Origin of the sequence: Tumebacillus permanentifrigoris, assembly GCF_003148565.1 — a bacterium.
GTDB lineage: Bacteria > Bacillota > Bacilli > Tumebacillales > Tumebacillaceae > Tumebacillus > Tumebacillus permanentifrigoris.
In genome coordinates this window covers 1-12,261 of sequence record NZ_QGGL01000033.1, presented here as the reverse complement: position 1 = coordinate 12,261, position 12,261 = coordinate 1, and the positions used below count along the sequence as shown (strand labels likewise).

Genomic DNA, 12,261 nt, shown 5'->3' with positions numbered 1-12,261 from the left:
AAGAGATCATCCGGTATTAGCACTCGTTTCCAAGCGTTATCCCAGTCTGCCAGGCAGGTTACCCACGTGTTACTCACCCGTCCGCCGCTGACATCCTCGAAGCAAGCTCCGAATCAGTCCGCTCGACTTGCATGTATTAGGCACGCCGCCAGCGTTCGTCCTGAGCCAGGATCAAACTCTCAATTAAAGTTTGATTCAAGGCTCGAATCGATTCTCATCTATCACTCGTTTAGTTTTCAAGGATCAATCGTAAAAAATGAAAATGGTGAGCCATGAAGGACTTGAACCTTCGACACCCTGATTAAAAGTCAGGTGCTCTACCAACTGAGCTAATGGCTCACATGGCGGAGAGAGAGGGATTCGAACCCCCGAGACGGTTACCCGCCTACTTGATTTCGAGTCAAGCTCCTTCGACCAAACTCGGACATCTCTCCATGTGTTTTTCAATTCGTTTGCCGCCGTATCTCGTGGCGACAGGTGTTAATATAGCATGTCTCCCCCTAGCAAATCAAAAACAAGTTTCGCGCAAAAACGACAATCTCCTCAGATTACGTCCGCCATCATTCGCCGCACCCACACTTTTCGCTAAATCTAGGCACTCGCCTGTTTTTCTGCTATTCCCGCACCACGCCTACTCTCCGCACATATCCATAGGGTGTCAAATGAACCACAGCCCATCTGAACCCAAGGAGCGTGACCTGCATTGCTGAGAAACTACAACCAACAGTCGGACGTCCAACTGATCCCCTTCCATGAGTTCAATCCGGAGATCCATAACATCGAGTACCGCTACTTCGAAACCCCGGAATACCAGAACAGCCTGAACCAGTACTACGCAAACTTCTACAACCAAGCCGGCCAATTCGACGACTACCGCAGCGTTGAAGATGTCCGTCGCCCGTATCCGTACTATGGCGGTGGCCGTCCTCGTCCGTACTACCACCCGCCGATCCTTCCGTTCTTCCCGCCGTTCTTCGGTGGGTATGGTGGATATGGCGGCGGCTACCACGGCGGTGGGTACGGCTATCACCCGTATGGCTATGGCGGTGGCTACGGGGGGTATGGGGGCGGCTACCACAAGGAAAGCAGCCCTTCCCGCTAACTTTCACCCCGCGATAAAAAAAGCCTCCAACGCCTTGTGGCGTTGGAGGCCTTTTTGCCTACTTGATAAAGTGGACGACGTTATCTGCACAAACCGGGCAGAGCGTCGGATGTTCGGCCTGTGTACCCACATCCGGGGTCACCACACGGCAACGTTCACAGGTCTCGCCACCAGCAGCGGTTACCTTCACGAACAGACCGTTGTATTGCGTTGCATCTGCCGCTACAGCAGTCCCGACTTCCTGTACAGCTACATACGAAACGCCCAAGACTTCCTTGAGGTTCGGAGCGCTCGCCAGAATCTCAGCCGTCTTGCTGTCCGGATACAGTTCCAAGCTCGCGGTCAGCGACTTGCCGATCGTTTTTTCCTGACGTGCGACTTCCATCGCTTTCAACACTTCATCGCGGACGGAGAGGATCGCGTCCCACTTTTTGTCGAGCTCTGCATCAAACGGAGCCACGACGCCACCGAACTCGGTCAATTGCACGCTCTCCTCAGAAGCGCCTGGCACATACGTCCAGACTTCATCTGCGGTGTGCGTGAGGATCGGGGCGAGCAGTTGGGTCAGCGCCACGAGGATCTGGTACATCGCGGTCTGGCCCGAACGGCGCTCCAACGCCTTCGGAGCGACGGTGTACATCCGGTCTTTGGACACGTCAAAGTAGAAGTTCGACATCGCCACGGTGCAGAAATTGTTGATCTCATGGTACACGACATGGAATTCATTCGCTTCGTAGCCCTTCAGGACGCGCTCGCGCACTTGCTCGAACTTGTTCAGCGCCCAACGGTCGAGCTCCAGCAACTGATCCAGCGGCACGAGGTCTGTCTGCGGGTTGAAGTCGTTCAAGTTGCCCAGCAGGTAACGGAACGTGTTACGCGTCTTGCGGTAGACATCTGCCACCTGCTTGAGGATCGCATCGTTGACGCGGGTATCCGAACGGAAGTCAACAGAAGCCACCCACAGACGCAGGATATCAGCACCGTATTGCTTCATGACGTTCAGCGGGTCGACGACATTGCCCAGCGACTTGGACTGCTTGCGACCTTCGCCGTCGAGGGTGAACCCGTGCGAGAGGATCGCTTTGTACGGAGCTTGCCCGCGCACGGCCACCGCCGTCGAGAGCGAGGAGTTGAACCAGCCGCGATATTGGTCAGAGCCTTCCAGATACAGGTCGGCCGGCCATTGTAGCTCCGGGCGCGCATCGAGCACCGCCATGTGCGAGGAACCGGAGTCGAACCAGACATCCATCGTGTCCGACTCTTTGCGGAACGTATCGCCACCACAGGAACAAGTCAAACCATGCGGGATCAATTCGGACGCTTCCTTCTCAAACCAGATCTGCGAGCCATGCTCGGCAAACAGTTTCGAGAGCTTGTCGATCGTCGAATCGTTGATGATCTCCGTGTTGCAATCGTTGCAGTAGAAGATCGGGATCGGCACGCCCCACTTGCGCTGACGGGAAATACACCAGTCGGTGCGGTCAGCGACCATGTTGTGCAGACGCACTTCGCCCCAGACCGGGCTCCACTCGACTTTTTTAATCTCTTCCAGCAGCTTGTCGCGGAATTTATCGATCGAGCCAAACCATTGTTCGGTCGCGCGGAAGAACACCGAGTTTTTGCAACGCCAGCAATGCGGGTAGCTGTGGTCGAGCGACTTTTCCACCAGCAGACGACCGGACTCTTGCAAGTCGGCGATGATCTGTTTGTTCGCTTTGATGTAGAATTGGCCGGCATACTTGCCCGCCTCGGCGGTGAATTTGCCCTGTCCGTCAACCGGTGCGAGGATCGGCAGGTCGTATTTCAAACCGACCAAGTAGTCCTCCATCCCGTGACCCGGTGCGGTGTGTACACAACCGGTCCCGGATTCGAGCGTGACATGGTCGCCGAGGATGACCAGCGATTCACGGTCGAGGAACGGGTGTTTGCAGGTGACGAGTTCCAGTTCTGAGCCTTTGAAGGTTTTGAGCACCTTCGGCTGAGCGTCCACGCCAGCGGTTTTCAACACTGCGCTGACCAGATGTTGCGCGATCAGCAGGTTTTCCCCGTTGACTGCCACCAGATCGTACTCAAAGTCCGGGCCGAGCGAGATCGCAACGTTTGCCGGGAGCGTCCACGGCGTGGTCGTCCAGATCACGATCGAGGTGTTCTCCGCCGGCAGGACGCCTTTGCCATCCAACACTTCAAACTTTACATAGATCGACGGAGAGGTCTTGTCGGCGTACTCGACTTCTGCCTCCGCCAGCGCGGTTTCACAGGCCGCACAGTAGTAGACCGGTTTCAGGCCTTTGTAGATGTAGCCGTTTTTCGCCATCTCACCAAACACTTGAATCTGGCGCGCTTCATACTCCGGCTGCAACGTGATGTACGGGTTTTGCCAATCCCCCCGCACGCCAAGGCGCTGGAACTGACCCTTTTGACGCTCGACGAAATCCAGCGCGTAGTCGTAACACATCTGGCGGAATTCGGTGACCGGCACTTCATGGCGGTTGATGCCCTTGTTCTTGATGATCGCGTGCTCGATCGGCATGCCGTGCGTATCCCAACCTGGGACGTAAGGTGCATCAAAGCCGGACATCGTCTTGTACTTGACGATGATGTCCTTCAAGACCTTGTTCATCGCATGACCGATATGGATGTCGCCGTTCGCGTAGGGCGGGCCATCATGCAGGATGAACTTCGGCTTGCCCGCTTGCTGCTCTTGTACTTTTGCGTAGATGTTCAATGCATCCCATTTCGCCTGGATCTCCGGTTCGCGTTGCGGCAGGTTGCCGCGCATCGGGAACTCCGTTTCCGGCAGGTTCAGGGTCTTGTTGTATTCCAGCTTTTCCATTGTTGTCGTCACTCCTTACAAGTATGAAACAAAAAAAGTCCCTCGTCACTCCGTATGCTTGTGCACACGAAGGGACGAGAGACTTTGGTTTCTCGTGGTACCACCCTGCTTGCCCTCTAAAAAAAGAGAGCCGCTCGTTGAGCCCTGTAACGTAGGCCAGCACGGTGAAACTTAGTACTGCCGGGAAAAAAGGCAGGTTCAGTCCACGACTCCCGGGTGATTTTCCCGATTGTTCCCTTTCCCGGCTCGCACCCAACCCCGGTTCGCTGCAAAGTTCCCAACCGCTACTCGTCCCGTTCAACGTCAAATGTTGAAGTTGCACGTATTATATGATAGCGTAACCAAACTTGTCAATTGTTATTCTTCGAGACGGATGGTCTTCTCGTCGAGCAAGTGGTTCCACTGCTCGCTCTCCAACAGTTCCAACTGTGCGGATACGAGCGAACGGAAGCGTGCGCGATAAACGGACGCTTGCTTTTGAATCTCATCGATCTCCATCGCCATCTTGCGCGACTTGACGAGCGATTCATTGACGATGCGGTCTGCGTTCTTCTCCGCTTCCTTGACGATCAATTGTGCTTCCTTGCGGGCGTTGGCTTTGACTTCCTCACCCGTTTCTTGCGCGATGATGATCGACTTGGACAACGTATCCTCCAAGTTTTGGAAGTGCTGAAGACGTTCTTCGAGGCTAGCGACCTTCTCTTCGAGGAGGCGGTTTTCACGAACTAGAGCTTCATAGTCCTTGATCACGCGGTCGAGAAACTCATTTACTTCATCTTCATTGTAACCGCGTAACGAACGGCCAAATTCCTTGTTATGAATATCGAGCGGAGTCAACATTCGATCCGGCACCTCCATCAATTCCTGAGAAAATAAGACAACCTTCGTCATCCTGCCCCATCTATTTCGACGGCATCCGACGAAACTCCTGCCAGTACTAGATATATTTTCCGACTTTTAAGACCGTTCGGCCTTTTTTGGTTTGTCCGCCCACTTCGAGGATGCGCACCCGACCGTGCCCGCGCAGGGAGATCACATCCCCCTCCTCGACCTGTGTCGCCGGGTTCTCGATCGTCTGCCAGTTCAGTTGCAATTTGCCGCTTTTGATCGGGTCGACGACCTTTGTGCGCGAGAGGTTAAACGCATCCGAGGCCACGGCATCGAGTCGCAGCGACATCACGGTGAATTCCTTCTCCTGAAACTCACGCTGCACCGACTTAACCTGCCCGCGCTCGATCTCTTGCACCTGTACGGTGGCTCGTCCGACCTGATTCAAGTGCAACCGCACAAAATCGGCCATGTCACGCGCCACAACCAGATCGCACCCCTCATCAGACACGCTCAGATCACCGAGTTTCCCGCGTTTCATCCCCAGCCCGACCAACGCACCCAAGTAGTCACCATGCGAAAGTTTCACATAATCACCCGGTACGGCGATACGCAAAAAGGCCAGCTCAAACTCGCTGTCCTCCGGCACCCAATACGCGGGGGCGATCAAGGCACGTTGCCGCTCCGCCGCGTCAATACCTCCGGACAGGGAGATCTCGACATCGGCATGGCGTCGCACGACGGACATGGCGATTTTTTGCTGACGCGGGTCCAAAAAGTCGGTGAGAGCGGGCGACTGGCGGTCGTCTACACGATCCGCCAAGTCGATCATTCGCTCCACAAAAGGCCGTTCCTCCGGCCGGAAGTGCATCATCACATGATCTTGCTTCATCTAGTAGAGCACCTTGCCCAAGAGGTAGATGACGCCTCGTTGCACGAACAAGTCATACACGATCAACGCGACGACCGGCGAGAAGTCCATGTAACCGCCGCCCAGCCGAACAGACGGGATAAAGCGACGGAAGATCCCGAAGTACGGTTCGGTGATCCGATACAACAGACGACCGATCGTGGACTTTTGAATATCGGGGAACCAAGTCACCAGAACGCTGGCAAACAAGAGGTAACTGTACAGACGCATCGCATAGACGATGATAACCGTGAGCGAAACCATTCCTTCACCTCGTTGAGTTTTATCGTGGGTTGTTCATGGAGGAAAGACTTCCGTCCTCCAGCAAATCGCTGATCGAGCCCTGCACGTCGATATTCTCCGGCGCGCAGAGGAAGATGTTGTGCCCGAGCTTTTGCAACGTCCCCCCCAGCGCATACGTACAGCCGCTGATGAAGTCGATCACGCGCTTGGCGACATCGTGCGGGGCTTTGTGCAGGTTCACGACGACGGGGCGGCGGTTGCGCAGATGGTCGGCGATGCCTTGGGCGTCGTCATAGGTTTCCGGCTCCGCGAGGTAGACGCGGACTTGCTTTTGCGTGTGCAACGAAACGACCGTTCCCTGACGCTTCAGCGGGACGACGCTCTCCTGTTGACCCTGCTGCTGTTGCTGTTCATCGATCAGTTCTTCCTCTCGGCGCGGCTGTTCTTCATCGGCCAAACCGAGAAACGTCATCACTTTTTGGAACATGATCTCTGTCCTCCTTAACCATTCACGAGAATGCTGCCGAGGCGCACCAGCGTGGCGCCCTCCTCCACAGCGATTTCATAATCCCCTGACATCCCCATCGACAGCTCACGAGCCTGCGCTGGCACCAGTCCTTGTGCAAGCAGTTGATCGCGCAACTCACGCAACCCGCGAAACACCGGGCGCGCCTCCTCCGGGTCAGCACCTGCCGGAGCCATCGTCATAAATCCGCGCACCTCGACCCCGTCCAACTCCCGCACCTGTTGCAAAAACGCCGGCAGCTCCGCCGGCGCGAGTCCGCTTTTGGACTCTTCACCAGAGATGTTGACCTGCACCAAGCACGGGATGGAGCGACCGAATGCAGCCGCTCGTTTGTGGATCTCCTCCGCGAGACTGAGGCGATCCAGCGAATGTATCATGTAAAAACGCGGTAGCACGTCCTTGACTTTCTTGGTCTGCAGGCTTCCGATATAATGCCAGCGAACGCTGGCTTGCAACTCGGCCCCCATGCCTTCCATTTTTGGCAAGGCGACTTGCAAGCGGTTCTCCCCGATGTCGGTCAGCCCGGCCCGAATGACCTGCTCCGTCTGTTCGGTGTCGATGTACTTCGTCACCGCGACAATCGTCACATCCTCCAGGTTGCGCCCCACACGGGAGCAAGCCGCAGCGATCCGCGCACGAATCTCCTGCAAGCGCTTTTCGTAGTCCATAGCGATGTCCTCCTGCGGGCCAATAGGTACTTATACGCTTAGTTGCCCGCTTTTTCCTGCAAGATCGCGATGATCCCGGCATGTCGTCCGGTTTTCCCCGCTTCCTTGCGGTGTGAAAAGTAGGTGTCCACTCGACAGCTCGTGCAGGCATCCTCGCGGTGAATGTTTGCTTCTCGCACTCCCGCCTCCACCAGAGCCTGCACGTTGCACTGCCACAGATCCAACTGCCAACGCCCGTTGTGATTCGGGGTCAACAGGTGATCCTGCTGGGCAGGAAACGCCTCGCGCACCTGAGCGGCGACGCGCTCGTCCACCTCGTAACAGCACGGTCCAATCGACGGGCCGACCCAAACTTCAAGCTGCGCAGGGTCCGCTCCGTATTGAGCGATCAGCGTGCGAACGGTGTTCGCCGCGATTTTTTTCACCGTGCCTTGCCAGCCCGCATGTGCGCAACCGATCGCTTGCACATCCTGTGCGGCGAACAGCAACGGCACACAGTCGGCCGCATACGTGGTCAGTCCGATCCCCGGGACGTTGGTCACGAGCGCATCGGTTGCGGGCAACATACTTTCCAGATCGCGTGCCCCACGACCCTTCCCCTCGGCGGTGACCACCGTCACCGTCGCACCGTGTACTTGCTCACCGGCCACCCACGCATCCAGCGGAACGCCTATGGAAGCTCCTACGCGCGCCCGGTTCTCTACCACATGCTTCGGCTGGTCCCCGACATGCAAGCCCAGGTTGCAACTTGTATAAGGCGCCTCGCTCACACCCTCCAGACGGGTCGTGAAACGGGCGATGATTCGAGACATCATCCTCGCTCATCCTTTCCACTCTGTCCAAATCGTACCACACCTGACTAAAAAAGCGAAAGGGACTCCAGCAGGAATCCCTTCGCTTTTAAAAACCGCCGGAGCTCGAACCGCTGCCCGGCGGCAGATAGTGAGAGTCACCTGACCCGCGCACCTCGACCAACACGACATCGGCACCGATCTTCACGATCTGACTCCACGGGATCACATAGTCCTGCCCGTTGCCGAACATGCCCAAAAAGCGTCCGCCCCCCGGCACGATGATCGAGCGGATCATGCCGTTTTCCAGGTCGATGTCGAGGTCTCCGATCTGGCCCAACCGTTTCCCGTCGGAGATGCTGACGACATCCTTCGCTTGCAACTCGGAGATTTTGACCATCTGACTCGCCCCTTCCTCCTCTATGTATATGTCCGAAGCAGAAGTACGAACTGCGGAATCGGAAAAAAAGCCGCGGTTTTGCGCCCGCGGCTTTTTTCTATGCTTTTATGAACTTGTGCATGTGCGAAATGGCTGCCTTCTCCAAGCGGGAGACTTGGGCTTGGGAGATGCCAATTTCATCTGCGACTTCCATCTGCGTCTTGCCTTCGAAAAAGCGCATCGAGAGGATGCGTTTTTCCCGCTCGTTGAGCTTGGTCAGCGCCTCGCGGATGGAAATCTCCTCAACCCACAGGGTGTCGTGGTCTTTCTCATCACTGAGTTGATCCATGACGTAGATCGGGTCGCCTCCGTCGTGGTAGATCGGCTCAAACAACGAGACCGGGTCTTGGATCGCATCGAGCGCGAACACGACGTCTTCCTTGGGTACGTCCATCGCTTCGGAGATCTCGACGATGGAAGGTTCACGCAAGTTCTGGTTGGTCAGGCTGTCGCGGACTTGGAGCGCCTTGTAGGCGATGTCGCGTAACGAACGGCTTACGCGGATCGGGTTGTTGTCGCGCAGATAGCGTCTGATCTCGCCGACGATCATCGGGACGGCGTAGGTGGAGAACTTGACGTTTTGACTGAGGTCGAAGTTGTCGATCGCCTTCATCAAGCCGATGCATCCGACTTGGAAGAGGTCGTCGACGTACTCTCCCCGATTGTTGAAGCGCTGGATGACAGACAACACGAGGCGGAGGTTGCCGTTGACCAATTTCTCACGGGCGGGCAATTCTCCTGCTTGCAGTGCGACGAAGAGTTCACGCATTACGGCATTGGTTAGAACGGGAAGCTGAGCTGTGTTCACGCCACAAATTTCGACTTTGTTACGTTTCATGAGTGACTCCCTCCATTCATATCCGCCTCAGTTGCAGACAGTATGAGCCATCGGAGGGAGAAATATGCACTACAGCATTTTGTTGAATTCTTTGCGCAAACGCTTGATAATTCGCTTTTCCAGACGCGAGATGTAGGACTGCGAGATGCCGAGCAGATCGGCCACATCCTTCTGTGTCATCTCTTTGCCATCGGTCAGCCCGAAGCGCATTTCCATGATCTTGCGTTCGCGCTCGGTTAGCTTTTCCAACGCCTTATACAGTAGTTTGCGGTCAACTTGTTCCTCGAGATCGCGGTAGATCGTGTCGTTTTCCGTGCCGAGCACATCGGAGAGCAACAGCTCATTTCCGTCCCAATCCACGTTCAACGGCTCATCAAACGACACTTCGGAACGTATCTTGTTGTTGCGGCGCAGGAACATCAGAATCTCATTTTCGATGCAGCGCGACGCGTAGGTTGCAAGTTTGATTTTTTTCTCCGGGTCGAACGTGTTGACTGCCTTGATCAAGCCGATCGTGCCGATCGAGACGAGGTCTTCGATGTTGATGCCGGTGTTTTCGAACTTGCGCGCGATGTAGACGACGAGGCGCAGGTTGCGCTCGATCAACACCGCGCGGACGGCTTCGTCCTTGGTCGGCAGTTTTTCCAGCAGGAACTCTTCTTCCTCGCGGGTCAAGGGCGGCGGCAGGGCCTCGCTTCCGCCTACATAGTAGATTTCTTCTGGCGTAGCGCCGAATTTGAAGAGCAAGCGCAGAAACAACAGACGCGCCTGCAATCGCAGTTTCAACGGAATCGGCAATCTCATCGAGGTTGTCTCCTTTCATCCCTTGCTTTAGCTGACAGCCTTGTACGCTGTGCTTTCACCAAGCATCGCGGGGTGCAAGATGGCGCGGTACGAACCATCGGCCGCCAGCGGTTTCGGGTTCAAGCCGACCAGCACTTTGCGGCACACATGCTCCTCCCCGTTTGCGGTGATGCGCACCAGATCGGGCCGGAAGCACAGCAACATGCCCATCATTCCGCCAACGCCTCGGTATGGAACCAGTCGCAGGCGAGCTTGCCACGCCTCGTCGAACTCGAAGTCGCCGAGAGCGGACGCGAGATCGGCACCTTTTTCCAAACACTCGGTTAACGCAGCGGGCAATGCCTCCCGCAACAACTCCCCATCCACCACCATCACCGGGGTGCGGGACAGCGGGTCGGTCAGCGCATTCCCAGTGTCGAGCAATCCGGTAAACTGGGCTTGCCAGTCGCCGATGCGAACTTCCACCTGCCAGAAATTGTGCTCCCGGTGCTTGGCTTTGGCGAGGGAGTTCCACGCGCTTTTGCCCAGCCAGTAGACCAGTGGAATTCCGACGACGATCAACAGCAATGTACTTGGTTGCAGCCAGGCGATCCGACCTTTGACGATCACGAGCCCGTTTTTCATCGAGACGTTTTGGAAAAGTCCGTTGGTCGCGTAGGCCGCGCCGCCCATTAGAAATGAAGCGAGGTAGAACAGTCCGAGCAGTTTGCCAAACTCCCACACCCCTTTTGGACGGAACGCCACCCAGACCATCAGGACTGAGAACAACACTTTACAAACAAACGACAACAGCATAGACAGAGCAGGAAAGAATAAAAAAAGAGCGTATGAGGCTCCGATGGCAGATGCGCCGATCATCCGCCACCCACTAACTTTGCGACGGGCCAGGAAAGCCGTCACGAATAAAATGAACCCATCTAAGACGAGATTGATCACCCAGATGACGTCCAAATAGACGACGGGCATTTCGTCATCACCTACCAAACAGGTTCGCCGATTGCCCCCAGTATAGTACAAGTCTATTGCAGAGGCTGTCAGAACTTGACGCTCTTCTCAAAAAAGTTTTCGTCAAAAAAAGCACCCTTGTCGGGTGCTAGAGTACAAAATGGCGATTCATGGTACCGAGCACGCGCACTTGGTGGCCATACGTTTCAACGATCGAGATGGCTTTTTGCAAGGAATCCTCCTGCCAGCCGGCTTCGACATCGATGAAGAATTGGTAGGTTCCGAGCTTCTTGCGCGTCGGGCGGGACTCGATGTGCGAGAGGTTGAGCGAGAGGGCGGCAAACACGTTGAGGACGTGAACGAGCGCACCTGGCTGGTCTTGGCCGAACTGCACATGGAGCAGGGTTTTCTCCGCCTTGGCGACCGTCTTGCCCGTGCGGCGGATCACGACAAATCGGGTGAAGTTGTCGGCGACATCCTGCACACTTGCCTCCAGCACTGCCAAGGCGTTGTTTTGGGCAGCGAGCAGCGTACCGATCGCAGCGACGTCTGTCCGCCCGCTGGCGGCAACGTCAGCGGCTGCGGCTGCGGTGCTGTCATAGGTCTTGACCGTCGCGCCCAACTTGCGTACGTAGTGCCGGCATTGTGCCAACGCTTGCGGGTGTGACCAGACCTCGCGGATCTGATCGAACTGCGTGCCTGCGAGGGCTAGCAGATTTTGCCGGATCGGCATCACGATCTCCGCTTCGACAAATAACTCCTCATACTGCGTGAGGCCGTCAAGCGTCATCGTGACCGAGCCTTCAATGGAATTCTCAATCGGGACGACCACACGGTCGACCGCTTTCTCCACCAGCGCCTCCAAGGTGTCGAGAATGGACGGAAAAAGGCTCCACTCGACATCCTCCTCGACAAAATACTGGCGCGACGCCTCTTCGGTGAACGTGCCCTTTGGACCTAAGCAACCGACTAACATGGATGATCCTCCCTTTGCAAAAAAGGCTCGATCCTGTTCGGATCGAGCCTTAGATGTCTTGTAGATGTACAATGGTGCGATCAAGAGGACTTGAACCTCCACAGGGTTGCCCCCACAAGAACCTGAATCTTGCGCGTCTGCCAATTCCGCCATGATCGCATAACAAACTTGATACACTGGATGCTACAACTTTGTGAGTATAAGACCTTGCATTTCGTAGGATAAGCCCTCGACCGATTAGTACTGGTCAGCTAAATGCCTCACGGCACGTACACACCCAGCCTATCAACCCAGTCTTCTACTGGGGGTCTTACCACGTTGACCGTGTGGGAAATCTTATCTTGAGGGGGGCTTCGCG

13 protein-coding genes, 3 tRNA genes, 2 rRNA genes and 1 other annotated feature are annotated in these 12,261 nt (G+C 55.9%); of the genes, 1 reads left to right on the top strand and 17 read right to left on the bottom strand.

What is annotated here, in order from left to right; translation table 11 throughout:
• The 3 genes from C7459_RS21960 to C7459_RS21950 all read right to left on the bottom strand — a co-directional run.
• Window positions 1-187: ribosomal RNA gene (locus C7459_RS21960) — 16S ribosomal RNA — on the bottom strand; the annotation flags it as partial.
• A gap of 76 nt (window positions 188-263) precedes the next feature.
• Window positions 264-339: transfer RNA gene (locus C7459_RS21955), tRNA-Lys, on the bottom strand.
• A 3-nt stretch (window positions 340-342) separates the two neighbouring features.
• A tRNA-Ser gene (locus tag C7459_RS21950) sits at window positions 343-434 on the bottom strand.
• A 269-nt stretch (window positions 435-703) separates the two neighbouring features.
• Here C7459_RS21950 and C7459_RS23565 point away from each other — a divergent pair.
• The gene (locus C7459_RS23565; RefSeq protein ID WP_170119612.1) at window positions 704-1,102 is read left to right on the top strand and encodes a hypothetical protein; all 399 of its coding nucleotides are present in this window, start codon (window positions 704-706) and stop codon (window positions 1,100-1,102) included.
• 58 nt (window positions 1,103-1,160) lie between these two features.
• On the opposite strand, the gene ileS is transcribed toward C7459_RS23565, so the two are convergent.
• The 14 genes from ileS to C7459_RS21875 all read right to left on the bottom strand — a co-directional run.
• Window positions 1,161-3,935, bottom strand: a complete 2,775-nt coding sequence (gene ileS, locus C7459_RS21940; protein ID WP_281272799.1) for an isoleucine--tRNA ligase — start codon at window positions 3,933-3,935, stop codon at window positions 1,161-1,163.
• 67 nt (window positions 3,936-4,002) lie between these two features.
• Window positions 4,003-4,245, bottom strand: a binding site (T-box leader).
• A 47-nt stretch (window positions 4,246-4,292) separates the two neighbouring features.
• Window positions 4,293-4,775 (bottom strand): DivIVA domain-containing protein, encoded by a 483-nt coding sequence (locus C7459_RS21935; RefSeq protein WP_109691407.1) that lies wholly within the window; start codon window positions 4,773-4,775, stop codon window positions 4,293-4,295.
• A 97-nt stretch (window positions 4,776-4,872) separates the two neighbouring features.
• Complete coding sequence (locus tag C7459_RS21930; RefSeq protein ID WP_109691406.1) at window positions 4,873-5,655, bottom strand: YlmH family RNA-binding protein; 783 nt, start codon at window positions 5,653-5,655, stop codon at window positions 4,873-4,875.
• On the bottom strand, window positions 5,656-5,937 hold the full coding sequence (locus C7459_RS21925; protein WP_109691405.1) for a YggT family protein: 282 nt from the start codon (window positions 5,935-5,937) through the stop codon (window positions 5,656-5,658). It lies immediately after the preceding gene.
• Window positions 5,938-5,956: 19 nt separating this feature from the next.
• A complete protein-coding gene (locus C7459_RS21920) occupies window positions 5,957-6,403 on the bottom strand; it encodes a cell division protein SepF (protein ID WP_109691404.1) in 447 nt (148 codons plus the stop codon).
• A 14-nt stretch (window positions 6,404-6,417) separates the two neighbouring features.
• The gene (locus tag C7459_RS21915; protein WP_109691403.1) at window positions 6,418-7,110 is read right to left on the bottom strand and encodes a YggS family pyridoxal phosphate-dependent enzyme; all 693 of its coding nucleotides are present in this window, start codon (window positions 7,108-7,110) and stop codon (window positions 6,418-6,420) included.
• A 38-nt stretch (window positions 7,111-7,148) separates the two neighbouring features.
• Complete coding sequence (pgeF, locus tag C7459_RS21910; protein WP_109691402.1) at window positions 7,149-7,925, bottom strand: peptidoglycan editing factor PgeF; 777 nt, start codon at window positions 7,923-7,925, stop codon at window positions 7,149-7,151.
• A gap of 85 nt (window positions 7,926-8,010) precedes the next feature.
• Entirely contained in the window at window positions 8,011-8,301 is a 291-nt protein-coding gene (locus C7459_RS21905) for a YlmC/YmxH family sporulation protein (protein WP_109691401.1), read from the bottom strand.
• A 97-nt stretch (window positions 8,302-8,398) separates the two neighbouring features.
• On the bottom strand, window positions 8,399-9,178 hold the full coding sequence (sigG, locus tag C7459_RS21900; RefSeq protein ID WP_109691400.1) for an RNA polymerase sporulation sigma factor SigG: 780 nt from the start codon (window positions 9,176-9,178) through the stop codon (window positions 8,399-8,401).
• Between the two features lie 69 nt (window positions 9,179-9,247).
• The gene (gene sigE, locus C7459_RS21895; protein WP_109691408.1) at window positions 9,248-9,970 is read right to left on the bottom strand and encodes an RNA polymerase sporulation sigma factor SigE; all 723 of its coding nucleotides are present in this window, start codon (window positions 9,968-9,970) and stop codon (window positions 9,248-9,250) included.
• Between the two features lie 39 nt (window positions 9,971-10,009).
• The gene (gene spoIIGA / locus C7459_RS21890) at window positions 10,010-10,948 is read right to left on the bottom strand and encodes a sigma-E processing peptidase SpoIIGA (protein WP_109691399.1); all 939 of its coding nucleotides are present in this window, start codon (window positions 10,946-10,948) and stop codon (window positions 10,010-10,012) included.
• 127 nt (window positions 10,949-11,075) lie between these two features.
• Entirely contained in the window at window positions 11,076-11,903 is an 828-nt protein-coding gene (gene pheA, locus C7459_RS21885) for a prephenate dehydratase (RefSeq protein WP_109691398.1), read from the bottom strand.
• Between the two features lie 72 nt (window positions 11,904-11,975).
• Window positions 11,976-12,062 (bottom strand) — tRNA-Leu (locus tag C7459_RS21880).
• Between the two features lie 58 nt (window positions 12,063-12,120).
• Window positions 12,121-12,261, bottom strand: a 23S ribosomal RNA gene (locus C7459_RS21875); the annotation flags it as partial.

Excerpts from the sequence above, each read along its gene's own strand:
- ileS (WP_281272799.1), bottom strand. The coding sequence starts at position 3,935 with ATGGAAAAGCTGGAATACAACAAGACCCTGAACCTGCCGGAAACGGAG.
- C7459_RS21935 (WP_109691407.1), bottom strand. The coding sequence starts at position 4,775 with ATGTTGACTCCGCTCGATATTCATAACAAGGAATTTGGCCGTTCGTTA.
- C7459_RS21930 (WP_109691406.1), bottom strand. The coding sequence starts at position 5,655 with ATGAAGCAAGATCATGTGATGATGCACTTCCGGCCGGAGGAACGGCCT.
- C7459_RS21925 (WP_109691405.1), bottom strand. The coding sequence starts at position 5,937 with ATGGTTTCGCTCACGGTTATCATCGTCTATGCGATGCGTCTGTACAGT.
- C7459_RS21920 (WP_109691404.1), bottom strand. The coding sequence starts at position 6,403 with ATGTTCCAAAAAGTGATGACGTTTCTCGGTTTGGCCGATGAAGAACAG.
- C7459_RS21915 (WP_109691403.1), bottom strand. The coding sequence starts at position 7,110 with ATGGACTACGAAAAGCGCTTGCAGGAGATTCGTGCGCGGATCGCTGCG.
- pgeF (WP_109691402.1), bottom strand. The coding sequence starts at position 7,925 with ATGATGTCTCGAATCATCGCCCGTTTCACGACCCGTCTGGAGGGTGTG.
- C7459_RS21905 (WP_109691401.1), bottom strand. The coding sequence starts at position 8,301 with ATGGTCAAAATCTCCGAGTTGCAAGCGAAGGATGTCGTCAGCATCTCC.
- sigG (WP_109691400.1), bottom strand. The coding sequence starts at position 9,178 with ATGAAACGTAACAAAGTCGAAATTTGTGGCGTGAACACAGCTCAGCTT.
- spoIIGA (WP_109691399.1), bottom strand. The coding sequence starts at position 10,948 with ATGCCCGTCGTCTATTTGGACGTCATCTGGGTGATCAATCTCGTCTTA.
- pheA (WP_109691398.1), bottom strand. The coding sequence starts at position 11,903 with ATGTTAGTCGGTTGCTTAGGTCCAAAGGGCACGTTCACCGAAGAGGCG.